This is a genomic window from Vibrio sp. CAU 1672 (genome assembly GCF_029223195.1).
Lineage (GTDB): Bacteria > Pseudomonadota > Gammaproteobacteria > Enterobacterales > Vibrionaceae > Vibrio.
Genome location: NZ_JARHUF010000007.1, coordinates 19,448 through 43,784, shown reverse-complemented (window position 1 = coordinate 43,784; position 24,337 = coordinate 19,448). Strand labels below are relative to the sequence as shown.

The 24,337-nt window shown below is 50.5% G+C and carries 27 protein-coding genes; all 27 read right to left on the bottom strand.

Annotated elements, in window-relative coordinates; genetic code table 11:
- Positions 1-92: 92 nt before the first annotated feature.
- Positions 93-1,310: a c-type cytochrome biogenesis protein CcmI gene (gene ccmI, locus P2G85_RS08615; protein ID WP_275863691.1), complete on the bottom strand. Its 1,218-nt coding sequence runs from the start codon at positions 1,308-1,310 to the stop codon at positions 93-95.
- On the bottom strand, positions 1,310-1,795 hold the full coding sequence (locus P2G85_RS08610; RefSeq protein WP_275863690.1) for a cytochrome c-type biogenesis protein: 486 nt from the start codon (positions 1,793-1,795) through the stop codon (positions 1,310-1,312). The genes ccmI and P2G85_RS08610 overlap by 1 nt, the downstream gene beginning before the upstream one ends.
- On the bottom strand, positions 1,792-2,346 hold the full coding sequence (locus tag P2G85_RS08605; protein WP_275863689.1) for a DsbE family thiol:disulfide interchange protein: 555 nt from the start codon (positions 2,344-2,346) through the stop codon (positions 1,792-1,794). The genes P2G85_RS08610 and P2G85_RS08605 overlap by 4 nt, the downstream gene beginning before the upstream one ends.
- A 1-nt stretch (position 2,347) precedes the next feature.
- Positions 2,348-4,330, bottom strand: coding sequence for a heme lyase CcmF/NrfE family subunit (locus tag P2G85_RS08600; RefSeq protein ID WP_275863688.1), 1,983 nt, complete (start codon positions 4,328-4,330; stop codon positions 2,348-2,350).
- On the bottom strand, positions 4,327-4,812 hold the full coding sequence (ccmE, locus tag P2G85_RS08595; RefSeq protein ID WP_275863687.1) for a cytochrome c maturation protein CcmE: 486 nt from the start codon (positions 4,810-4,812) through the stop codon (positions 4,327-4,329). The genes P2G85_RS08600 and ccmE overlap by 4 nt, the downstream gene beginning before the upstream one ends.
- Complete coding sequence (gene ccmD / locus P2G85_RS08590) at positions 4,809-5,015, bottom strand: heme exporter protein CcmD (RefSeq protein WP_275863686.1); 207 nt, start codon at positions 5,013-5,015, stop codon at positions 4,809-4,811. Before ccmD ends, ccmE begins: the two co-directional genes overlap by 4 nt.
- 11 nt (positions 5,016-5,026) lie before the next feature.
- Complete coding sequence (locus tag P2G85_RS08585) at positions 5,027-5,770, bottom strand: heme ABC transporter permease (protein ID WP_275863685.1); 744 nt, start codon at positions 5,768-5,770, stop codon at positions 5,027-5,029.
- Positions 5,771-5,873: 103 nt separating this feature from the next.
- Complete coding sequence (gene ccmB / locus P2G85_RS08580; protein WP_275863684.1) at positions 5,874-6,542, bottom strand: heme exporter protein CcmB; 669 nt, start codon at positions 6,540-6,542, stop codon at positions 5,874-5,876.
- A gap of 1 nt (position 6,543) precedes the next feature.
- A complete protein-coding gene (gene ccmA / locus P2G85_RS08575; RefSeq protein WP_275863683.1) occupies positions 6,544-7,161 on the bottom strand; it encodes a cytochrome c biogenesis heme-transporting ATPase CcmA in 618 nt (205 codons plus the stop codon).
- A gap of 193 nt (positions 7,162-7,354) precedes the next feature.
- Positions 7,355-7,846, bottom strand: coding sequence for a DUF2802 domain-containing protein (locus P2G85_RS08570; protein ID WP_275863682.1), 492 nt, complete (start codon positions 7,844-7,846; stop codon positions 7,355-7,357).
- On the bottom strand, positions 7,846-8,340 hold the full coding sequence (locus tag P2G85_RS08565) for a chemotaxis protein CheW (protein WP_005438733.1): 495 nt from the start codon (positions 8,338-8,340) through the stop codon (positions 7,846-7,848). The genes P2G85_RS08570 and P2G85_RS08565 overlap by 1 nt, the downstream gene beginning before the upstream one ends.
- A 34-nt stretch (positions 8,341-8,374) precedes the next feature.
- Positions 8,375-9,466 carry a chemotaxis protein CheW gene (locus tag P2G85_RS08560; protein WP_275863681.1) on the bottom strand — a complete coding sequence of 364 codons (1,092 nt, stop codon included), beginning with the start codon at positions 9,464-9,466 and terminating at the stop codon, positions 8,375-8,377.
- Positions 9,456-10,235 (bottom strand): ParA family protein, encoded by a 780-nt coding sequence (locus P2G85_RS08555; protein ID WP_275863680.1) that lies wholly within the window; start codon positions 10,233-10,235, stop codon positions 9,456-9,458. The genes P2G85_RS08560 and P2G85_RS08555 overlap by 11 nt, the downstream gene beginning before the upstream one ends.
- 8 nt (positions 10,236-10,243) lie before the next feature.
- Positions 10,244-11,353, bottom strand: a complete 1,110-nt coding sequence (locus P2G85_RS08550) for a chemotaxis response regulator protein-glutamate methylesterase (protein ID WP_275863679.1) — start codon at positions 11,351-11,353, stop codon at positions 10,244-10,246.
- A gap of 29 nt (positions 11,354-11,382) precedes the next feature.
- Entirely contained in the window at positions 11,383-13,635 is a 2,253-nt protein-coding gene (locus tag P2G85_RS08545) for a chemotaxis protein CheA (RefSeq protein WP_275863678.1), read from the bottom strand.
- Between the two features lie 9 nt (positions 13,636-13,644).
- Positions 13,645-14,385 carry a protein phosphatase CheZ gene (locus P2G85_RS08540; protein WP_275863677.1) on the bottom strand — a complete coding sequence of 247 codons (741 nt, stop codon included), beginning with the start codon at positions 14,383-14,385 and terminating at the stop codon, positions 13,645-13,647.
- 117 nt (positions 14,386-14,502) lie between these two features.
- A complete protein-coding gene (gene cheY, locus P2G85_RS08535) occupies positions 14,503-14,871 on the bottom strand; it encodes a chemotaxis response regulator CheY (protein ID WP_275863824.1) in 369 nt (122 codons plus the stop codon).
- 45 nt (positions 14,872-14,916) lie between these two features.
- Positions 14,917-15,651, bottom strand: coding sequence for an RNA polymerase sigma factor FliA (locus P2G85_RS08530; RefSeq protein WP_275863676.1), 735 nt, complete (start codon positions 15,649-15,651; stop codon positions 14,917-14,919).
- Positions 15,644-16,531, bottom strand: coding sequence for a MinD/ParA family protein (locus P2G85_RS08525; RefSeq protein ID WP_275863675.1), 888 nt, complete (start codon positions 16,529-16,531; stop codon positions 15,644-15,646). Before P2G85_RS08525 ends, P2G85_RS08530 begins: the two co-directional genes overlap by 8 nt.
- Before the next feature lie 14 nt (positions 16,532-16,545).
- Positions 16,546-18,057: a flagellar biosynthesis protein FlhF gene (gene flhF / locus P2G85_RS08520; protein WP_275863674.1), complete on the bottom strand. Its 1,512-nt coding sequence runs from the start codon at positions 18,055-18,057 to the stop codon at positions 16,546-16,548.
- Positions 18,058-18,085: 28 nt separating this feature from the next.
- The gene (gene flhA, locus P2G85_RS08515; protein WP_275863673.1) at positions 18,086-20,185 is read right to left on the bottom strand and encodes a flagellar biosynthesis protein FlhA; all 2,100 of its coding nucleotides are present in this window, start codon (positions 20,183-20,185) and stop codon (positions 18,086-18,088) included.
- 214 nt (positions 20,186-20,399) lie between these two features.
- Positions 20,400-21,530, bottom strand: coding sequence for a flagellar biosynthesis protein FlhB (flhB, locus tag P2G85_RS08510; RefSeq protein WP_275863672.1), 1,131 nt, complete (start codon positions 21,528-21,530; stop codon positions 20,400-20,402).
- Between the two features lie 9 nt (positions 21,531-21,539).
- A complete protein-coding gene (fliR, locus tag P2G85_RS08505) occupies positions 21,540-22,322 on the bottom strand; it encodes a flagellar biosynthetic protein FliR (protein WP_275863671.1) in 783 nt (260 codons plus the stop codon).
- A gap of 12 nt (positions 22,323-22,334) precedes the next feature.
- Positions 22,335-22,604 carry a flagellar biosynthesis protein FliQ gene (fliQ, locus tag P2G85_RS08500; protein ID WP_275863670.1) on the bottom strand — a complete coding sequence of 90 codons (270 nt, stop codon included), beginning with the start codon at positions 22,602-22,604 and terminating at the stop codon, positions 22,335-22,337.
- A gap of 28 nt (positions 22,605-22,632) precedes the next feature.
- On the bottom strand, positions 22,633-23,502 hold the full coding sequence (gene fliP / locus P2G85_RS08495) for a flagellar type III secretion system pore protein FliP (protein WP_275863669.1): 870 nt from the start codon (positions 23,500-23,502) through the stop codon (positions 22,633-22,635).
- Entirely contained in the window at positions 23,489-23,905 is a 417-nt protein-coding gene (fliO, locus tag P2G85_RS08490) for a flagellar biosynthetic protein FliO (protein WP_275863823.1), read from the bottom strand. The genes fliP and fliO overlap by 14 nt, the downstream gene beginning before the upstream one ends.
- A 2-nt stretch (positions 23,906-23,907) precedes the next feature.
- Complete coding sequence (gene fliN / locus P2G85_RS08485) at positions 23,908-24,318, bottom strand: flagellar motor switch protein FliN (protein WP_275863668.1); 411 nt, start codon at positions 24,316-24,318, stop codon at positions 23,908-23,910.
- Positions 24,319-24,337: the final 19 nt, after the last annotated feature.

Genomic DNA, 24,337 nt, shown 5'->3' with positions numbered 1-24,337 from the left:
CCAGCAAGAGCTGGCCTTTATCATTTTACTCGATAGTCTTTGCCCGTACCACCCCGACTGTATAACCAGTCTCATTTGTGGCTCGACCAGGACTACGGATACTGACTGCTGATGGTAACAGCCACCGGTTCACCCGATGTGATGATATCGCTTTCCCCATACCAGTCCTGCTCCCGGGTCGCCACATTGCCGTCTGAGTCAATCCGTACGCGTACAATTAACTGCTCCAGATCAGACAGTTTTTGCCCTTGCATCATCGCGTTGCCGTCATCAAGCACCACGGTCCTCGGGAATGTACCAAGCGGGTAACGCGCCGCCGCCACAGGCATCGGCGAACCATCAGCACGGTGCACCGACACAATCAGTACCGAACCAGGCTCTGGTTCAACTTCTGGCGCCAACTGAATAGTAACCGCAACGCTCTTACCCGGAGCAACAACATCACCCAGCTGTTTTCGTGCGTTTTCAATACTACGTGCCAGCATTTCATAACGGCTGTCTTGCGGGCCAATCATCTGCTGCATAATGCTCCAGTACCTGATTGCCGCAGGGAAATCCTGACGCTCAAATGCATCAAATGCCAACAAAGAAAACACGCGCAAGTCAACGTAATCCTGTTGAACCAGTTTCCCAAGCAGGGAGCGTGCTGTCGCTTGATCCATTTCTTCTCCGGAAAGCATCAAAGCCTGCGCATAACCGAGTTGAACATCAGGGTCTTTAGGCTCAAGTTTATAGGCCTTCTCCATTGCATCAATGGCCGTGTTCACATCACGGTTTGCCAAAGCAATGCGCCCCAACAACAGCCAGCCGGTTGAATCTTCAGGCTGATAATGCAAACGCGTACGAAGTGCCAAGGTTAAATCGGCCATTTCGTCATCACTCAAAGGCTCTGCAGATGCTGACATCAGTTTCTTTGACAACTGGGGTAAGTTAGCCGACACTTTTTGCCATTTAGCGATATCTTCAGAGGCTCCAAACTTAGAGTACAGGCCGTAACTCATCACCACGGTTAAAATAACCGAAGGGATCAGAACCGCCATCGGCGACACTTTGGTCTCCTGGCGTGCCTTCTCAGCAGGAATATCATCCAGCAGCGATTGTTTCAAATCAGAAATCAGATCATCCTGACTCTCAACCAAACCTTCTTCAGCTTCCTCTTGCAGCTCTGACAAACGGTCTCTGTAGAACGCTTTGTTGAGCTCATCACGTAACACATCATCATTATTTGCTTTGTGTTTTAGCAAAGGCAGCGCCACCAATGCGCATGCAATCAGCGTCAGAGCAACGGTGGAAATCCAAAATAATGCCATTACTTGTTATCTCCGTCGTTCTCTTCATCAAGTAGTGCTTTCAGACGCGCTTCTTTTTGCTCATCCCACGGCTCGTCTGAGCTTTGCACCGCTTTTGCTTTTGACTTGCGACTACGCAGAACAATCAAGCCAAAGCCGACCAATACCACTGCAATCGGTCCTAACCAAAGCACCGCTGTCGCCGCAGTAAATGGCGGGTTATAGGTAACGAAGTTACCGTAACGATCAATCATATAATCAACAATTTCTTGCTTTGACTTACCCTCTTTGGTCATTTCATAGACCTTATGTCTCAAGTCCTGTGCAAGCTCGGCATTCGAATCAGAAATGGAATTGTTCTGACACTTGGGACAACGCAGCGTGTGACCCAGTTCTTTAAACTGCTGCTCTTGTTCTAAGTTATCAAACTCATACACCTCGATAGCCGCAAATGCGGATAACGAGAAGGTCAGCGCAGCAGCCAGCGTGATTATCCATGTTTTCATTGTTGTGCCTCCGCCAGCAGAGAGTTGTACAACGGCTCAAGCGTGTCAGCCCAGTTACGCGGATTGACATCTCCCACATGGCGGTAGCGAATCACGCCATTGGCATCAATCAGGAAGGTCTCCGGTGCGCCATACACGCCCAGATCCAAACCAAGCATGCCGCTGCCATCAAACAGGCTGATCAAATACGGATTACCAAGATCATTCAGCCAGCCGACCGCTTTGTTGCGGTCATCTTTATAGTTCATGCCAATGATCTTTACCCCGTTACCGGCCAGCTGATTAAGGTACTGATGCTCGGCATAACACGTCGGGCACCATGTCGCCCACACATTCAGCAGTAACGGCTCACCCTTGAAAATCGACTGGTCATACTGTTTGCCGGGCTCAGCCAGATCTTCCAGATGGAATTTTGGCACCGGCTTGCCAATTAACACCGACTCCAGCTTAGTTGGATCATCACCTTGCTGGTTGCGGATCAACTGCGTGGTAAAAATCACAGCTAACACCATGAAGGCGAGAAGCGGAATAAACAGCACTTTTCTATTCATTTTATCCCTCCTGTCCCTTTAACTTTGATTTGCTGGTGCCCTTAGCCGACTTACGGAAGCGATAGCGCTTATCCGAAATTGCCAGTCCGCCACCCAATGACATGATCAACGCGCCTGCCCAAATCCAACGCACAAATGGCTTGTAGTAAATCCGCACCGCCCATGAGCGGTTGTCACCAAGGCGTTCACCCATCGCGATGTACAAATCACGCGTAATTCCGCGATCAATCGCGGCTTCGATCATCATTGACTTGGCTGTACGGTAAAAGCGCTTTTCAGCATGCAGAGTGTTGACGTAACGACCATTGTGGGTGATTTCAAAGTCAGCAATGTAGCCGTCGTAGTTCGGGCCATCTTTGTCACGCAAACCAGAGAAATAAAAATCATAGCCCTGGATTTGGAAGTGCTCACCGGGAGCGAGGCGAACGTCGCGCTCAATGCTGTAGTTCTGCACCATGGCGATGCCAATCACGCTCACGGCCAGGCCGATATGGCCCAGCATCATTGCCCAATGGCTACGCTGCAGTTTACGCACACCAACCATAAAACTATGACGGTGCGTCGCGCGTTGATACAACTCAAACCCGTGCATAGCAATGATCCAGATCGCCATCACCCAGCCAATATAGGCCATCAGCGAAAAGAAATCGGCAAACAGGAATACACACAATCCAGCGAGTACCAACGCCAGCACGCCAGAAGCCAGCATAGGCTTAATCAGGCTTGCGAGTTCGTCTCGTTTCCAGCGGATCAGTGGGCCAATACCCAACAAGAATGCAAATGGCATCATCAGCCAGGCAAACAACATATCAAAAAACGGTGCGCCGATTGAAACCGAGCCCAGGCCCAGTTGTTTGTGGACCAACGGCAGCAAAGTACCGACCAACACCACCACCAGCGCCGCGATCAGCAAGACGTTATTGGCCAGCAAGGCGTTCTCACGCGAAAAGAGGCTGAAGTTGCCACGTACCCGCACCGATGCGCCTTTAATGGCAAACAGCAGTAACGACCCACCGATGACAAAGATCAGAAAGCCAAGAATAAACATGCCTCGCGACGGATCTGAGGCAAACGCATGCACTGAGACCAAAATGCCGGAACGCACCAAAAAAGTGCCGAGCAAACTGAGCGAAAAGGCCGAAATAGCCAGCAGTACTGTCCAGGCTTTGAACGTGCCGCGTTTTTCAGTGACCGCAAGTGAATGCATCAGCGCGGTACCAGCCAGCCATGGCATAAATGACGCGTTTTCGACCGGATCCCAGAACCACCAGCCGCCCCAACCGAGTTCGTAGTACGCCCACCACGAGCCCAGTGCGATACCCAGGGTAAGGAATACCCAGGCGGCAGTTGTCCAGGGCCGTGACCAACGAGCCCAGGCGGTATCAAGACGGCCGGTCATCAGTGATGCGATAGCAAAAGCGAAGGCTACCGAGAAGCCAACGTAGCCCATATACAGCATAGGCGGATGGACAATCAGTCCGGGGTCTTGCAGCAACGGATTAAGGTCTCGCCCGTCAACCGGGAAAAACGGTAAGGTACGCAGGAACGGGTTAGAGGTGACGATAATAAACAGCAAGAAGCCGACCGTGATCATCCCCATTACCGCCAGTACGCGGGCCACCGACTCCTGTGGCATCCCACGGCTGAAAGTGGCTACGGCGACGGTCCAGCCTGCCTGAATTAACACCCAAAGCAATAGGGACCCTTCGTGCGCGCCCCACACCGCAGTTAAACGGTAATACCAAGGCAACTGGCTGTTGGAGTTACTCGCCACATACTGAAGCGTAAAATCATTAACATAAAATGCCCATGACAACACCGCAAACGAACCAAACAGCATGATGAACATCGACCATGATAGCGGCCTGGCGGTGTTCATCAGCATAGTGTTATTGTTGGCCGCTCCCCACAGTGGCAGAATACTCAGCAGTACCGCCATCGCGAGAGAAATGATCAGGGCAAAGTGACCGATTTCAGCAATCATTGGCCGCTTCCTTGTAGTTGTTCATCAGAATATTCCAGTGGAGCATGGGTTTTCTTCATCGCCTCAGCGATTTCTGGCGGCATGTATTCTTCATCGTGCTTGGCCAGGACTTCAAACGCTTCTACCGTCGTGGCGTTTTTCAGTACCCCTTGCGCGACAATCCCCTGCCCTTCACGGAACAAGTCCGGCAAGATACCATCGTATTCAATCGTCACCCTCGGGCCGACATCGGCCAGTTCGAAACTCACCCGCAGGGATTCCGGATCACGGCTGACCGAGCCGGCGACCACCATACCGCCGATACGTAAGCGCTGGCCGACTTCCGGTTTGCTCCCGTCGTCTTTACCATTAACCAACTCAGTTGGGGTGTAGAACAAGTCCATGTTCTGGTTCAGAGCGTAAAGCATCAAACCAATGGTGGCACTGATACCGACAAAAATGGCTAAGACAATACCCAGTCTCTTTTTACGTCTCGGATTCATAGTGTATTCTCCATGTTCTTCGCCGCATCAATACGTGCCTGGCGGTCAATTTTCGCCTTCACTTCTTTCAATAACGCATCCCCACGACGGACGCTGGTGATCAGGAGGATCAACATCGATAAAAAGGTAATCCCAAACGCACTCCATACGTAAGATCCATAGCCACCCATGGCCAATAATTCGCTCAGAGATTCAAAATGCATAACTAACTACCTCACTGAGTTTTTTCAGTCGCGAGTTTGCGCACCCAAGGACGGTGGCTTTCTTTACTGATAATTTCATTGCGGAAACGCACCATTGTCACCGCACCAAAGAAGAACGCAAAACCAAAGATGTTGAGCAGTAACGGCCACAACATATCAGCAGAAATGGATGGTTTTTCAAATTTGGTGATCGTGGCGCCCTGATGCAGGGTGTTCCACCACTCCACAGAGAAGTGAATTATCGGCAGGTTAACCACACCGACAATCGCCAGGATCCCGGCCGCTTTAGCTGCGGTCTTTTGGTCATCGAAAGCGTGGTAAAGTGCAATAACCCCGAGGTAAAGAAACAAAAGGATCAGTTCAGAAGTCAAACGTGCATCCCATACCCACCAGGTTCCCCACATGGGTTTACCCCAAACCGCACCAGTGATCAGGGCGATAAAAGTAAACACCGCACCAATCGGTGCCATCGCTAACGCCGCCATATCAGACAAACGCACCTGCCAGACCAGGCCGATAAATGCCGCAATTGCCATCGACATATAGACGCCCATTGACCAGATAGCCGCCGGGACATGAATATAGATAATCCGGAAGCTATCGCCTTGCTGATAATCTGCCGGCGCAAACGCTAAGCCCCACACCGTACCAACACTCAGGCAGATCAAGGCGAAAACAGAAAACCAAGGCAGAAACTTACCACTTAACCGGTAAGCCGTTTCAGGTTTGGCGTAGGGGTGTAGCCATTTCCACATGTTTGTTTCTCACTCTTACTTCAAATGCGCTATCGGGGGTTAGGAGTAGATAGCACTTTAATCATTACTTTTATTAGCAATTACTTAATTAAAACACAAGCAGTTAATTCACACTAACTCGCAGCGCCGCACTAATAGCAAACGGGGTCAGCGTCATCGCGCCCATCAACATTGCGCCTAAAACGGCCAGTTGTCCGTTATACGCCATCCCCAGTGCCGCAGCATCAATTGCTGAGGTGGCAAAAATCAAAATTGGGATATACAGCGGCAGGATCAGCAAACTTAACAGCACCCCACCCTTTTGCAGGCCAACTGTCAATGCTACGCCAATGGCACCGATAAAACTTAGTGCTGGCGTACCCACGGCCAGCGTCAGTAACACGGCAAGCCAGGTATTAAAGTCCAGCGACAGAAGTACAGCCAAAAGCGGGCTGATCAAAATCAGCGGCAAACCAGTTAGCAGCCAGTGGGCAACAACCTTCGATATCACCACCAATTGTAATGGAACCGGCATCAGCATCATTTGTTCCAGCGAACCATCCTGGAAGTCATCGCGGAACAAACGCTCCAAAGACAGCAACGCTGACAGCAGTGCGGCAACCCACACTATGCCTGCCGCAATCCGGGCTAACAAGTTGGGCTCAGGGCCGATACTCAACGGGAACAAGGTGATCACAATAATAAAAAACCACAGAGGGTTGAGAATGTCTGCTTGACGACGGTACGCAATGAGCAGCTCTCTGTGAATGATGGTAGACATGGCCGAGATCATTTTAATTACCCAGTTTTATTTTTCTAAGTGTCGGGTTATCCGCAAACATGTCCTGGTGGGTTGTGAGCAACACTATCCCCCCCTGGTCAACATGCTGAGTGAAAAGCGATTCCAGGACTTTAACGCCTTGCTTATCGATCGCCGTTAGCGGCTCATCCAGAATCCACAACGTTTGAGAGCTTAACCACAAGCGGGCTAATGCCACACGACGCTGCTGGCCAGCAGACAGTTGTGCAACCGGTACGTCTTCACGTCCGGCAAGCCCCACCTGGGTCAATGCGGTATAAAGATCATCGTCAGATGAACGATTATTATGGATAGATTGGTAAAAACGTAAGTTTTCCAGTGCAGTGAGTTCACGTTTCACCCCGGTCTGGTGGCCAAGAAACAGCAAATCCTGATGGAAGATATCCCGGGCTTTTTCGATGGGCTCGCCTTTCCAGCGGATCATGCCATCCTCTTTGTCACCCAACCCGGTAATAATGCGCAACAGCGTCGTTTTACCGGTACCGTTACGGCCTTCAACTTGCACCAACTCTCCGGGCTTGATTTGGAAATGTAGGTTTTCAAACAGCACCCGCTCATCGCGAATTGCAGTCAGGTTAGAGACTTCCAACATAGGGCTTCACTTACGTATTTCATGAACGGTTATATTAGCACAGCTTAACTACGACAAAACAGGATAAGAACGCGATGAATTATGTAAGTTCGTGAGTTTTTGTTAACCTATTGTCACATTTTTATAAAATTAACCATAAGTGACTATAAGTTTATATTTTACATATAAAAAAGGAGCCGAAGCTCCTTTTTCTCTAACGCCGCCGCCCCCGGGTAGGACGGGGTGGCTGTTCAGCAGGACGCCCGCTCAACGGTGGCACCTTTTCCTGCCCGGCCAGCTTTTTCTGCAGTGACAGCATCAACTCAGCTTCCGCTTTCGGCAACTCACATTCTTCAATCAACTCGTTAATATCCGCGCCGAGCTGAACCATCTTAGTGGCACGACTGTAAAGCCGCCCGTCGGTATCGGCATGTTCCAGTTCACGAATGCGTTCGCTTAAGTGCTGAATGATATCTTGTTGCTCGGTGACTTTTTGCCCCAGGCCAATCACCACAGAGCGCACTTCCAGCAACTGTTTGTTGAGGCTTTGTGTCTCTTTTTCAGCCTGCCTTTGCTGGGCACGCTGGCGATCCAACTGCTTTTGCAACCCCGCACGGATACGGATTTGCAGCAGAAGGAGCACAACCACAACAAAAGCAGCCCCACCGAGTATCAGTGGAGCAGACAGCAAGATATCACCAGTCATTACAGATGAGCCATTTCATCCCATTCGTCATCGGTCAGTAGCTTGTTCAAGTCTACCAGAATCAACAGCTTACCATCACGGTTGCTGACACCTTGAATAAACTTGGCACTTTCATCAGTACCAACTGACGGTGTGGTATCAATTTCAGAAGAACGTAGATAAACCACTTCCGCCACACTATCAACAAGAATACCAATCACCTGACGCTCAGATTCGATCACAATGATACGGGTATTATCTGTCACTTCGCCTTCCATCAGGCCAAAACGTGAGCGGGTGTCGATAACCGTCACTACGTTACCACGCAAGTTAATGATACCCAGAACATAATCCGGGGCACCCGGTACCGGCGCGATTTCAGTATAACGAAGCACTTCACGTACTTGCATCACATTGATGCCGTATGTTTCTTCTTCTAGCTGGAACGTCACCCACTGAAGAACTTCGTCATTTGATGTATCTTTCTTCACTTCTACTTCAAAAGCTTGAGACATAGTAAATCCTCGTTAATGTCGTTCCCGACTAAAACTAATTCAATGATTTTACATCTAAACCTGCGTTTAGCATGTCAATTAGTGCCTGGACATGGATCAAAGCACACATTTTGTCTTTCACCATGCCTGCGAGCCAAGGGCGTTTTCCCGCCTGTTCTCTCCAACGAACCTGACCCGCTTCGAGCGATTCCGTGCCCTTTAATTTATTACTGGCCAATCCCCACATGCTTTCACCGAGCATAACCACATATTCGTAGCCATCTTTATACTCTTCACCACGCAGTTTATCGGCCATTACCCATTTTGCGGTATCTACCACATCAAACTGTTGCTCACGACTGGTCTGTAATCCCAGATACCATGCTGGCCGTCCAATAAGATGATTAAGCTCAACCAAGCGGTGTATGCCGCCAAGCTCATCCAGCGGCACTGCAAAAGTCACTCCGTTAACGTCAAAATAAAGCACGGGGAAAGCCTCACTGCGCTGGGTCGCCCGCCAATCCATTGATAACATCGCACCCGGCTGGGTCTGTGGCTCACTTTCAACATGCTCAACCTGACAGTTTTGTTCGTTGACCTGCTCTGTTGGCGCGGGTTCCCCTACAATGCTGTCTGCCGCACTCACATCCCAGTCTTGAAGCTCCTCAACCACTTCGACACTCTCGGACGGCCGCGGCAACTCAGGTTCAGCTTCCGGTGTCGATGCTAAGGCAATCTCTGCGGTGTTTTTTTCCAGTAACGCGTCAATATCAGACTCAGCGACTACGTCAGACTTTTGCATCTGACTCAATAGCCGTTGTACCTCATCGAGATTCGGCACCTCAATGTCAACCGTGTCTAGTTCCTGATACGGATACGGATCTGGTTGGGCGAGCTGTGCTTGTGGCACTGGCTCTGGCTCTGGCTCTGGCTCTGGCTCTGGCTCTGGCTCTGGCTCTGGCTCTGGCTCTGGCTCTGGCTCTGGCTCTGGCTCTGGCTCTGGCTCTGGCTCTGGCTCTGGCTCTGGCTCTGCAGATGCTAACTCACGCTCAAGCAAGTCAACCATTTCATCCTGCTCACCAAGCAGAGCACTGAAGTAATCGTCTAACGCCTGTTCACTGGAGAGGATCTGCTCGTTATTGCTCATCTATGGCTAGCCTCTCCAAATAAATCAACAACTGCTTATAGGCAAAGACTCCTCGGCTGCCAGACGCAAAATGCGACGCAGGCAAATGCCTTAAGCTGGCATCGCGAAATTTGGTGTCGATAGGCACTGCCGATGTCCACACCTGATCCGGATAGTCACGCTTTAGCTGTGTCAACGTCTGTAATGAAGCATTGGTGCGCTTATCGTACATTGTCGGCACAATCGTGACTTTAAATCCGTCCGGGCGAGACTTCTGCATAATACTCAGGGTACGGATCATCCGTTCCAACCCTTTCATTGCCAAAAACTCAGTCTGTACCGGGATCAGAATACGATCGCTTGCCGCCAGCGCATTAACCATCATCACCCCAAGGATCGGCGGACAGTCGATCAGCACGTAATCATAATCGTCTTCCACAGCCTGCAAGGCACGTTTTAAGATCAAGCCCATACCATTGCGGTTGCCCATTACCCGGTCAAGAGTGGCAAGGGACATATGAGCCGGTATGATATCAATGCCGTCCAAATCAGAGTCAATGATCCGTGAACGCACCGCGTCACGGCTAAAGCTCTTCAATTGAAACAAATCGAACAGACTCGAAGTGACGTCATCCGGGTCATAGCCAAGATAGGTCGTCAACGATGCGTGCGGATCCGTATCCACCATTAAAACGCGGTGACCTTTCTGACTGAGCAAGCCAGCCAGCGTCACCGTCGAGGTCGTTTTGCCTACCCCACCTTTTTGGTTTGCTACACTCCAAACGATCATGGTAATTCCTACGCTAACCCTACTTCGACCAGCATTCGCTCAGCAATGCGCTCTAGCGGCAAATCTTCTGATGAAATCCCAGCCTTAGCCACTGCCTGAGGCATGCCATATACGACACAACTTTCTTCGTCCTGAGCCCAAATTGTTGCACCGGCGGCTTTAAGCATTCGTGCCCCTTCGCGGCCATCAGCTCCCATTCCGGTCAGCACCATCGACAGCACTTTGTCACCGTAAATCTTAGCGGCCGAGCCAAAGGTAACATCAACACATGGTTTGTAGTTCATTCGGTCGCCACCATCAATAATGCGGATCCGCCCGGCACCAGCCCGACCATCGATCATCATCTGTTTGCCGCCGGGGGCCAGATAAGCCACACCAGCGCGCAGAACATCACCATCTTGCGCCTCTTTTACCTGGATTTTGCACAGGGTATTGAGCCGGCTGGCAAACGCCGCGGTAAAAGTTGCCGGCATATGCTGGACTAACACAATCGGGTGCGGGTAGTTGACCGGTAAACGGGTCAAAATTTTCTGCAGCGCTACCGGCCCCCCGGTAGAAGTACCGATCGCCGTCAGTTGGTAGCTCTTACCTGATGCACGGTATTTCGCCGCCGGTCTTACTGCCGCTGCAGGACTGACATTGGCGGCCCGTGGACTCAGTGTGCGCGAAGCCGTCGGTGTGGCCACCGCAGGCTTAACCACCGGCCGGCGCAAAAACGTTCGTTTGGCAGCAATCTGGATCACGCGCTGTTGCAGGAGCGATACCGCTTCCTCACGATTACGGGCAATATCTTCAAACTTTTTCGGTAAGAAATCCAATGCTCCGGCATCCAATGCATCTAATGTCGCTTTAGCACCATCATGGGTCAGCGATGAAAACATCAGGATTGGTGTTGGTGAAGCCGCCATTATTTCACGCACGGCTGTGATACCATCCATAACCGGCATTTCAATATCCATGGTGATCACATCTGGCTTAAGCGTTTTGGCTTTTTCAACTGCTTCTCGCCCATTCACCGCAACATCAATCACTTCCAGGCGCGGTTCTGAGTTGATGATCTCGCTGACACGACGTCGGAAAAAACTCGAATCATCAACAACTAATACTTTGATCGCCATCTTATTCCTTTTATAAATCGAAACCACGCTTAAATGCGTGAGGCCGCTGCGTATTGTTTAAGCAGATCTGGCACGTCCAGGATCAATGCGATATGACCATCACTGGTGATCGTTGCTCCAGCCATACCCGGAGTACCTTGCAACAGGTTATCCAGCGGCTTAATTACCACCTCTTCCTGGCCGATCAGGGTATCCACGACAAAACCAACACGTTGGCTACCCAACTGCACGATCACAACATGACCATGGCCTTCACGCTTGGCCACCTGTGCTGTTCTTGACGACAACCAGTTTTGTAAATAAAACAATGGAATCGATTTATCACGAACAATGATCGTAAGCTGGCCATCCACTACGTTAGTGCGGCTTAGATCTAAGTGGAATATTTCATTGACCGATGCCAAAGGCAGCGCAAATGGGTGGCCGCCGACGCCGACCATCAGGGTTGGCAAAATGGCCAGTGTAAGGGGAACCTTGATGGTGATCTTAGTGCCCTTACCCAGTTCAGAGTCAATGTCGATTGACCCGTTCAGGGTGTTGATAGCGGTCTTAACCACGTCCATACCAACACCACGCCCGGAAATATCAGAGATCTTCTCTTTGCTGGAGAAACCAGGGGCAAAGATCAGGTTGAAGCACTCTTTGTCCGTCAAACGCGCAGCCGCATCTTCATCCATCATGCCGCGCGTTACCGCAATACCACGCAGCTTATTCGGATCCATGCCACCACCGTCATCGACGATCGCCAGTTCAATGTGATCGCCTTCCTGGGAGGCCGAAAGAATGACTTTACCTGTACTTGGTTTGCCCGCTTTAACACGCTCTTCCGGCATTTCGATGCCATGGTCAACGGAGTTACGTACCAAGTGGATCAGTGGATCAGCCAGTGCTTCGACCAGGTTTTTATCCAGATCGGTATCTTCACCACGCATTTCCAGCACAATATCTTTTTTCAGGTTACGCGCCAAATCGCGCACCACGCGAGGGAACCGACCAAATACTTTTTTGATTGGCTGCATGCGGGTTTTCATCACCGCCCCCTGCAGATCCGCGGTCACCACATCCAGATTTGCTACCGCTTTGGACATCTCTTCATCATTACTGTTAAGACCCAGGCTTAACAAGCGGTTACGCACCAGTACCAGCTCTCCAACCATGTTCATAATGGTGTCCAGTGTCGAAGTATCGACACGCACAGTCGCCTCAGCCTGAGTTTTTTTCACCGCTGGTGCACTGGCTTTTGTGTCGGCTTTTTTGTTTTCTGCTTTGGCAACCACAGGTTTAGCCGCTTCTTGTGCAGCGACTTGAGGTGTTACTGTTGGAGCAGCTTGAGGCGCAGGCGCTTTAGGCTCGGAAACCGGGTTGGCTGAGGCTGGCTTGGTTGCCATTTCCAGCTCTTCCGCTGAAGGACCATTGCCAACGCCGTGCAGTTGATCAAGCAGCTTTTCGAACTCTTCATCAGTCATCAGGTCGCTGCTTGCCTCAGTGGCAGGTGCAGGCGCCTCTTTTTTCACTGGTGTTGCTTCAGGTGGGATGGCTGCATCAGCAGAGGTCGGGCTTTTTCCCACCCCGTGCAGCTCATCAAGCAAGCGCTCAAATTCATCGTCGGTAATGTCACCGTTGTCCGGGGTCGGACTATTATTTGCCGGAGTGCTCGCGACGTTAACAGGCGCGGGAGAAGACGTTGCTCCCGGGGCGCTACCTTTACCGTGCAGCTCATCCAGTAGCTTCTCGAATTCGTCTTGGGTGATTTCATCCACCGAACCGGCGTTAACTTCACTCACTGGCTCAGGTTGCACCGGAGGCGTTACTTCCGGAACCGCCACTTCGGGAATATTCGCTTCCGCAGTAGTGTGCAGGCAGTCACTCACCGCAGCAACTTCATCTTCTGCTTCGGGTTTACATAAACGATGTAACTCTTCCAGCAAATCAGACTCTGCCGCCTCAATAGGCTCTTGATTCTGTACAGCCTGGAACTGGGTGTTGACTGTATCCAAAGCTCTTAGCATGGTATCCATCAAGCTTGGGGTAACAGAGCGTTGACCGTTACGCAGCACGTCGAACACGTTTTCTGCGCCGTGGCAGGTATCAACCAGTTCGGTTAAAGACAAGAAACCTGCGCCGCCTTTTACCGTGTGGAAACCACGGAAAATGGCGTTCAGCAAATCCTTATCATCTGGGTTATTTTCTAGCTCTACCAATTGCTCTGACAGCAATTCCAGAATTTCTCCAGCTTCAATCAGAAAATCCTGAAGAATATCTTCGTCTAAATCGTAGCTCATACGTTACCTTTAAAATCCAAGACTGGACAATAAGTCATCGACTTCATCCTGAGATGAAACTGCATCTTCCCTCAGCTCTGGATGGAGTATCGGGCCTTCCGCGGCGCTTATTTGCTTTTGCTTTGGAGCAGCAGGTTGAGATACGGCTGCAGCCTCACCTACTGGCTTGTTATTGGAAAAGACCGTAAGAATTTCCACCAGGCGATCTTCCACCTCATTCACCAGCGTGATCACCCGACGAATAATTTGACCGGTTAAATCCTGAAAATCCTGTGCCATGAGAATTTCCGTCAATTGACCACGCAACTCTGTGCTGTCGCCTTCCACTTGGGTCAGCAACTCATCAATACGGTGACAGAGGGCTTTAAACTCACTCAGTTCAATCCGGCCGTTCATTAACTCATTCCAGCGCGGCCGAACCTGTTGCAGGCATTGGTGTAGATTGTCAGCCATGGGCAGGCAACACTCTACGGCGTCCATCGTCTTGTTTGCAGCAAGCTCAGTTTTCTCGATCACGTACTTAAGACGATCCCGGGCGTCCGGAATTTCATCGTTCGCAATCTCAGTCATGCGCTGATCGAGGTTGAACTGTTTTAGTGATTCGTGAAGGTCACGGGTAAGCGCACCGATTTCTTGTAGCATCGGGCTTTCCGCACCTTCATAGATGGAAGCAACAAGCACGTTGGCTTGATCTTGCTTGCCATTTTCTAACAATTGAACGAGCGACTTCGCCTGCTCTAGTGAGATCATCCTGAATAGACCCTTTTACGTTTAGTTCTTTCTAATCACTTTGCGACATTGTTCGAGCCACCGTTTAATAATGAGTGTAATTTTAATGGTGACTCGACAACAAAGAGACTGAGAGGCTTATAAACGCTCAAAAATTTTATCTAGTTTTTCTTTTAGTGTTGCGGCAGTAAATGGCTTAACGATGTAACCGTTAACACCGGCTTGTGCTGCTTCGATGATCTGTTCGCGCTTCGCTTCTGCCGTGATCATGAGAACTGGCAGGTGCTTAAGCTCGTTATCGGCACGAATGTGTTTAAGAAGGTCTATGCCCTGCATCCCCGGCATATTCCAATCGGTTACAACAAAGTCGAAGTCACCCTTTTTCAGCATTGGTAATGCAGTTAAACCGTCATCCGCTTCTTGGGTGTTGTTGAAACCCAAATCACGAAGTAGGTTTTTAACAATACGGCGCATTGTTGAGAAATCATCAACAATAAGGATCTTCATGTTTTTATTCAAAATTGCCTCCACTGAATCAAAAAGTCAGTGTTTTTAGTCATTTTGTGTCCACGCGCTGAGCTTAGTACGTAAACGTTGCATCGCTTGGCTTAATATTTGGCTGACGCGAGACTCGCTGACACCCAATACATCGCCAATTTCTTTTAAATTAAGTTCTTCGTCATAATAAAGCGAAAGCACTAAAGCTTCACGCTCTGGAAGCTGTTTTATTGATTCAACCAATGATTTTCTAAACGATTCGTCTGCAACCCCCTTGAATGGGTTGCTATCATCGGTCTCTTCCGCCGGCGAAATAACATCATCCGACACCCCCAGGTCTTCAATGCCCACAAGCCTTGAACAATTAATGTCTGTTAATGCACTGTGGTATTGAGCCAAAGTCAGGCCCATATGTGCCGCTACTTCGGCATCAGATGGATCGCGATTAAGCTGGCCTTCTAATTCAGCAATGGCCTGGTTGATCTCACGATTATTTTTATGTACCGAACGCGGCACCCAATCACCTTTGCGGATGTCATCTAACATCGCACCGCGAATACGGATACCGGCGTAGGTTTCAAAACTCGCCCCTTTCGAACCATCATAATTCTGCTGAGCTTCGATAAGGCCAATCATGCCTGCCTGGATAAGATCTTCGACCTGCACACTGGGCGGCAAGCGGCCTAATAAGTGGTGAGCAATGCGTTTAACCAACACGGAATATCGCTCTATGAACGCCTGCTGGCTGTTGATATTGCCACGTTGGTCATAGGTTAGCGCTTTATTCACCAAAAGGATCCTCTGTGAACTCGTTACGATTCAACAGCCGCTCAACAAAAAACTCTAAATGCCCGCTTGGCGTTCTAGGCAGTGGCCAAGTCAACGCTTTGTTTGCAAGTGAGCTAATCGCTAAAGCCGCTGGTGAACGAGGAAATGCATCCACAACGATTTTCTGTCGCTTGACTGATTGACGTACTTTATCATCTAACGGGATACATGCTACGAGTTCAAGGCTAACATTCAAGAAGCGCTCTGTGACTAAGGTCAACTTTGCAAACAATTCTCGCCCTTCTCGGTAACTTCTGACCATATTTGCCACTACTTTGAAGCGCTGTACCTGGTGTTCTTTGCTCAACAGCTTGATTAACGCGTAAGCATCGGTAATTGAAGTTGGCTCATCACACACTACCACAACCACATCTTGAGCTGCACGTGAAAAACTGATCACCATATCAGAAATACCAGCCGCGGTATCGATCAGCAGTACATCCATCTCTTCTTCAATACTACCAAATGCGCGGATCAAACCCGCGTGCTGGGTATGAGATAGCTCAGTCATGCTCTGTGTCCCTGAAGTGGCAGGGACTATCTTTATACCATAAGGGCCTTCAACAATGGCATCTTTTAGCTCGCATTCACCAGAGAGGACATGCCCGAGGTTGCGTTTTGAACGAATTCCGAGCATCACGTCAACATTGGCCAGGCCTAAGTCAGCGTCGAGAACCATCACTTTTTTACCCTGGCGAGCCATACAAATCGCCAGGCCAAGAGTTACATTTGATTTACCCACACCACCCTTACCACCAGTCACGGCGATCACTTTCGTTAATGAGGGTTGGGTTAAGCGGCGCAGGCCGCTTGCTTGATCGTGTATCATATTCTCAGTCATAGTAATCCGCCGTCCTAGAGTCCTTCGCTGTCACTATTCCAGAAGTGAGGTTCGTTCTCTGTCGACTTCTCTAGCAGTTCATTCGCTTTCGCGAGCATGTATTTTGGTTGTGCAATCACAATATCTTCCGGCACGCGCTGGCCGTTGGCAATGTAGGCTACCGGCATGGCGTTTTGAATCACCACACTGATGAATTCACCCAGACTTAACGACTCGTCAAGTTTGGTTAAAATACAACCTGACAAGGGAATCCGCCGGAAATGCTCAATCGTTTCTTGCAACACGCGACGTTGCGCGGTGGCTGGCAGAACAAGATAGCTATGAATGACCTCCCCACTCTCTTGCATCAGGGTATCCAGTTGTTCAGAAAGCCGCACATCCCGCTGGCCCATCCCGGCGGTATCAACCAAAATCAGCCTTCTATTTCTCAGCTGATATATAACATCGGCCAATTCATCAGAATCTTTAGCAACTCTTACCGGACAACCCATAATTCGGCCATAAATTGAAAGTTGCTCGTGCGCACCGATACGGTAGGTGTCGGTCGTCACCAGGGCGACATTATCCGCGCCATACTCCATCGCTGCACGGGCCGCCAGCTTAGCGACGGTGGTGGTTTTTCCGACCCCGGTAGGGCCAAGCAGGGCGACGACACCACCACGCTTCAAAATATCTTGTTTTGGTGTGCTGACTTGATCCGAAACCAGAGCCAATAAGGCTTTCCAGGCACGCGCTGGTTTGGTGTCCTCCGGAATGTAACAGGCCATTTGATCGGCGAGTTCCGGAGAAACGCCCATACGCTCAAGTCGTTTAATCAGCATCGCTCGCAAAGGTTCGCGGCGTTCCACTTCTTGCCACATTAAACCGGAGACTTGATGTTCTAACAGGCGTCGGATTGAGGTCATTTCCTCACGCATGTCTTCCAGTTCACTCGTCTCGTTATCATGCTCTTCCACCCGACGACGTCGCTCATAGCGGGTCGGATCAAGCTTTGGTTCAGGCCGGGCTAAGCGGTTATCCTGGGCGATCAGCTTCGCTAACGGCGAGTCTGACTGATAGGGATCAGGGGCATTGTGACGAAAATCTTCGCGTTGCTTGCTTTGGCGCTGCAACAGAGCTGAGAGGGAATCTTCATTTTCCGCCGTATGTTCATCAGTGTCTGCTGCGCCGCCACTGTACTGCTTGAGCATATTGGCAAAACGCTGCGTCATCGAGCCGGATTTTTCTTGATTGTTGTTTAAGCTGATCTTGTCTTCGTCCAGACGTCGTTGGGCAAAGCCTTGCTCCATAGAGGGAGAGACTTGTCGGTGGTTGCTGTAACGCTTTGCTTGGCCAGCACTCGGTTTAGGCCGTGACAAGCCCCCTCGCGATGCACTCGCATTCGACTCTCCGTCAATTGCTGCAACGATCTCGACGCCACCTGCCACTCTTTTGTTTGACATGATTACGGCTTCAGCACCCAGCTCCTCTTTTACTTGCAGCAGTGCTAAACGCATGTCTTTGGCAAAAAATCGTTTTATCTTCAAACTATGAATCCATTAGTTATGGGTGGTGTTAGTTACCCACGGCCTGCACAATCCTGATCTGTTTCTCATCCGGTATTTCCTGGTAAGAGAGGACACGCAGGTTTGGAATTGTGTTTTTAACGAACTTCGCTAAAGTGGAACGTAAAACGCCGGACGTCAGCAGAACAGCAGGCTCGCCTTTTAGCTCTTGCTCCTGAGTTGCCTGACTCAGCGACGACTGCAAACGTTCGGCAAGTCCAGGCTCAATGCCTGCCGATTCTCCACCCGATGCTTGCATCGTTTGATGCAAAATTTGTTCCAGCTCAGGGATAAGGGTAATCACTGGCAACTCCGGCTCTATCCCATTGATTTCCTGAACAATTAATCGTTTCAAACTGATTCGTACCGCCGCAGTTAGGATGTCAGGTTCTTGACTCTTACCCGAGTACTCCGCCAACGTCTGAACGATGGTCCGAATATCACGAATCGGAATAGCCTCATTCAGCAGGTTCTGCAGCACTTTAACCACCACACCCAGTGGTAATTGCTCCGGAACAAAATCTTCCACCAGTTTAGGTGCGCTGCGTCCCAGCATTTCCAACAGGTTGGTCACTTCTTCATGGCCAATTAACTGGGAAGCGTTATTGGTCAGCAACTGGCTTAAATGCGTTGCCAGTACGGTTGACGAGTCCACCACTGTGTAACCGAGAGCCTGGGCGTGTTCACGTTGGTCCTCACGAATCCAGACAGCTTCTAAACCAAACGCCGGGTCGATTGTGGGTTCGCCTTCAATCATGCCATACACTTGTCCGGGGTTAATTGCCAGCTCTTGATCGGGGCGAATTTCTGCTTCACCAACCGCGACCCCCATCAAAGTGATCCGGTAGCTGTTAGGTGTCAGCTCTAAGTTATCGCGGATATGCACCGCTGGGATCAAAAAGCCGAAATCTTGCGAGAGTTTCTTCCGTACCCCTTTAACCCGTTCGAGCAACTCGCCACCTTGATCCCGATCCACCAGCGGAATCAACCGGTAGCCCACCTCAAGGCCAATAATGTCGACCGGCTGCACATCATCCCAGGACAGTTCACGCTGCGAGATCGCTTCTTTCCCTTCTTCAACCTGCGCGGGAAGGGATGGCTCTTTGGCTTTTTGTTTCTGCTTTTTATCAATAAAGTAGGCACTCGCGCCCGCTACCACCGCCAGGGAAAGAAATGCAAAATGCGGCATTCCCGGCACAATACCCATTATGCCTAAGATGGCGGCGGTGATAAGCAGTGCTTTCGGGTTATCGAACATCTGGAACACCAGTTGCTCGCCCATGTCTTCATCAGTATTTTGCCGGGTCACCATCATCGCGGCAGCGATGGACAGCAACAGCGATGGAATCTGTGCCACCAAACCATCACCAATGGTCAGCAGGGTATAGATTTCGATTGCCTCACCAAAGCCCAGACCATATTGGGCCATCCCGATCGAAAGTCCACCAATGATGTTAATGAACAGGATCATAATACCCGCGATGGCATCCCCTTTAACAAACTTGGACGCACCATCCATCGAGCCGTAAAAGTCCGCCTCTTTGGTGACTTCAAAGCGTCGCAGCCGCGCCTGGTCCTGATCAATCAGCCCCGCGTTTAAGTCGGCATCGATGGCCATTTGCTTACCGGGTAAAGCATCCAGGGTAAAGCGGGCACTCACTTCAGAGATACGCCCTGCACCTTTGGTCACCACCATAAAGTTAATGATCATCAGGATAAGGAACACCACCAGACCCACGGCATAGTTGCCGCCAATCACGACGTTACCAAATGCCTCGATCACGTTACCGGCCGCACTGCCCCCTTCATGACCATGCAACAAAACCACACGGGTTGAAGCGACGTTCAGTGCCAGACGCAACAAGGTTGCAATCAGCAGTACAGTCGGGAAGGCCGCAAAATCCAGCGGGCGTCGGGTGTAAACGGTCACTAACAACACCACCATGGCTAAGGCGATGTTGAAGGTAAAAAACATATCCAGCAGGAAAGCAGGTATGGGTAGGACCACCATAGCGAGGGTGGCGAGAACCATAACCGGCGCACCAACGGCAGGCATGGAGCGCTTTGGAATGCTTGGTAATTTATCTGCAAATGGCAGGTTTAATTTCATAACTGCGGGAAATCTCAATCAATCTTTGGGGCATCTCGTCAGGAGGCATGACAAAATGGCAATGGCCGAACTACTCTACGGCCCGTTATTGTTGTCAATTACGCGAGTTTAAGCAATCTATGTACCATGAATAACGCCAAAATAATGACTCACTGCGCAAATAAGTCTCCCCCGAGGGGTAGAGAACTAGCCCGATTGGTCAATCCGTTTGAACTTAGCGGCGATACTCATCAGGGATTGGCAGCGCGTAATCCTGAATTTTCGGGCGCTGGCCGCCGCGTTTCCGGTACTGCTTGAGCTGGAAAACAAACGCCAATACCTGGGCAACGGCGGTAAACAGACCATCGGGAATTTCTTGCTCGAGTTCGGTAGAGTGGTACAGGGCCCGGGCCAATGGCGGTGCAGGCACAATGGTGATGTCATGTTCTCGTGCCACTTCACGGATTTTCATTGCCATATGATCGGTGCCTTTGGCGATAACCACCGGCGCCCGGTCAGTCTTTTGTTTATAGCGTAGCGCCACTGAAAAGTGCTCCGGGTTAGTGACAATCACATCGGCCTGGGGGACGTCGGCCATCATCCGGCGTTGGGCAGCCTCGCGTTGCAGCATCCGGATACGGCCTTTAACTTCAGGCTTACCTTCGGTTTCTTTGTATTCGTCTTTGACTTCCTGCTTCGTCATTTTCAACTGATCGCTGTGCTGCCAGATCTGAAACGGTATGTCGATCGCGACCACGATCAATAACGAACAGCTGATCAACAGGACAAAATTCAGCAGGATATCGAGGGCGTGGAAAATATTCTGCGGGAAAACATCCATACTCAGTTGAATCAAATCAGCCTGGGAGGCCTGGATCAGGTAGATGGCAAACCCGGTCACCAGCAACACTTTTAATATCGATTTAAGTAATTCGACCAGGCTCTGCATCCCCACCATCCGCTTTAGCCCGCTGAGGGGGTTCATTTTGGACACTTTAGGCCTGGCAGCCTCAGCAGAAAAACTGATCCCGCCTAACCCGGCAGCGCCGCCGATGGCGGCGACAAACAGAGTCACCAGGATCATCAGCAGTGGCAGCACCAGTGCAGACAGGGCACCACCGGCAATATCAAGCAGTTTTATCGGATCAAAGATCTCTTCCCTTGTCAGGTCAAACAGCCGGCTCATAATAGAAAACAGCGCGCGCGACAATGCTTCGCCGAACCACATCAGTGCGACGGCCCCGACAATCAATACCGACGCTGAAGCCAGCTCTTTCGACCGGGCTACCTGGCCTTTTTCTTTGGCCTGTTGTAACCGTCGGGGGGTGGCTTCTTCGGTGCGTTCCTGACCGTCTGACTCTGCCAAACCAGCCTCCTAGCAATCCAAACGAATGAGGCGGCACAATTGCTCCTCACCCACTAACCAAAATAACTGGTAATGGCTGTATAAGCCGGCCAGGATATACCAGCACAACAACAAGCCGACCATTAAAGCAAACGCAAAACCAAGCGAGAAAATATTCAGCTGCGGGGCAGCCCGGGTCATTACGCCAAACGACAGGTTGATGGTCAACAGCGCAATGATCCCCGACAACGACATGCTCAGTGCAGTTTTAAACATGATCGCCAGCCAACCGGCCAGCTCTTTAAAATCCACCGCGGTTAAGGTACCCGAACCGATCGGCAGGGTCTTAAAGCTAAACACCACCAGTTGCAGCATTTTCAGGTGGCCATCGGTAGCGAGGAAAAACATCGTGGCCAAAAACATAAACAGCTGACCCAACAACGGCGTATTCTGGCCGTTGGCCGGGTCCACCATCGAGGCAAAACCCAAGCTCGATTGCATGCCAAGAATTTGTCCCAGCAAAACAAAGGTCTGAATCATAAACTGGGTCACCATCCCCATCGCAACACCGATGATAAGTTGCTCGGCAATGGTCATAAAGCCGCGGAACGACAACAGCTCAATATCTTGTGGCACCGCCGGGAGCATTGGCATAACCGCAAAGGTGATCGCTAAACCCAAATACAACCGGATACGAGGAGAAACAAAACGTGCACCGGTTACCGTCATCACCATCAACATGGCTGAAATACGCACATAGGGCCAAAAATAGTTGGCAACCCAGTCAAGGACGAGATCGGTTGGGTATTCCATCACACGGCCTCGCTAATACAGTACCTGAGGCAGGCGCTCAATCAGGCTGAAAAAGTATTCCATCAGCATTTGCGTCATCCAATGACCAAATAGCATCAGTGCAAGCAAAGTAACGATCAGACGGGGTAAGAAGCTTAAGGTTTGTTCGTTGATCGATGTCGCTGCCTGGAAAATAGCCACCACCAGGCCAATCAGCAGGCTGGGGATAATAATGGCACAAACCATGATCAATACCATCCACAACGCACCGCGGAACAGCTCGACAAACATTTCTGGTGTCATGTCCAACCCTCTTTCATTCTATGCCCACCTATAAGGCGAAGCTGCCGGCCAGTGTCGACAAGATCAGATTCCAGCCATCCACCAAGACAAACAACATCAGCTTGAATGGCAACGATACAATCATCGGCGACAACATCATCATACCCATAGCCATCAACACCGAAGCCACCACCAGGTCAATAATTAAGAAAGGCAAGAACAGCATAAAGCCGATCTGGAACGCGGTTTTCAGCTCCGAGGTAATAAACGCCGGGATCAATACCGCCATCGAGACATCTTCCGGGTTACTGACCTGCGCGCCGGACATGTTGACAAACGTTTCCAGGTCCTTGATCCGCGTCTGTTTGAGCATAAATGCTTTCATTGGCACCTGTGCGGCATCAAACGCTTGTCGGGCCGAGACTTGCTCGTTCAGATACGGCTGTATCGCCTGATCGTTGATCTGATTAAGCACCGGTGACATAACAAAAAACGTTAAGAACAGTGCTATGCCAATGATCACCTGATTCGACGGCGTTTGTTGCAGGCCCATGGCCTGGCGCAGGATCGACATCACCACCACGATACGAGTGAAAGACGTCATCAGAATGACCATCGCAGGCAAAAAGCCCAGCATGGTCATCAGGGCGAGAATTTGCAGGGTAACCGAATAATCCTCACTGCCGTCAGGATTAGTGGTCATGGTAAAAGCCGGAATACCGCCGGTATTCGATACTGAAAGCGAACGGCTGGCACCACTGTCGCTTTCCATCGCCTGCACCGTTACGCTGCCACCTTGAGCGAGATTGTCCGGTAGTGGTGATTCTTCTGCCTGGGCAAAGCTCAGTGTAGAGAATAATACGCTCAACACCAGTAAACAGGCTCGGAACCAAACCGAGATAGCGTTACCTTTTGTCATGATTTTTCTTAATCAGTTGACTGAATTGACTGGCAAACGCACTGGTCGTCAACTCTTCTTCTTTCAATGGCTTATCCAGTTTTGCCAACATCTGGATCGACTGACTGGTGATCCCGACCAGAAACTGCTCGTCACCCACCTGAACCACCGCGATCCGTTCTTTGGTACCAACCGGTAACTGGCTGATGATGCGCATGCCTTTCTGCTGGCCAAGGGCCGGCACCTGCATCCGCTTGAGCAGCCAGGCGAGTAGAATGATCACGCCGATCACCAGCACTAAAGAGCCCAAAGTGGTGGCCAAATCTAAGTTAGTTGGCGGCGCTGCAAACGCATAAGGAGCACTCAGCCCTAGGCCCAGTGCTCCTGTAAGTTGCTGCAAACGCCGTTTGGTTGTACGGTTCATCATCAACGTAGCTTTTTAATCCGTTCGGTTTGGCTGATCACATCAGTCAAGCGAATACCAAACTTGTCATTGACCACCACCACTTCACCGTGGGCAATCAGCGTACCGTTAACCAGAACGTCCAGTGACTCACCAGCCAGACGATCCAGCTCCACCACCGAGCCCTGGTTCAGTTGCAGCAGGTTGCGGATACTGATCTGTGAACGGCCCACTTCCATTGAAATGGTCACCGGAATGTCCATAATGGTGTCAAGTTTACGCCGCTCATCGTCGGTGATCGGGCTGGAGGTATCCTGCAGCTCTTCCAGCGGTGCAGCCAGTACTTCATCTACATCAATATCAGGAGCAGAAGGGTCTTCTCCAAGAGCAGCCGCCCATTCGTCTGCAAGCTTTTGATCGTCACTTGGTTCCATGATTATGTCCTGTGTTTAA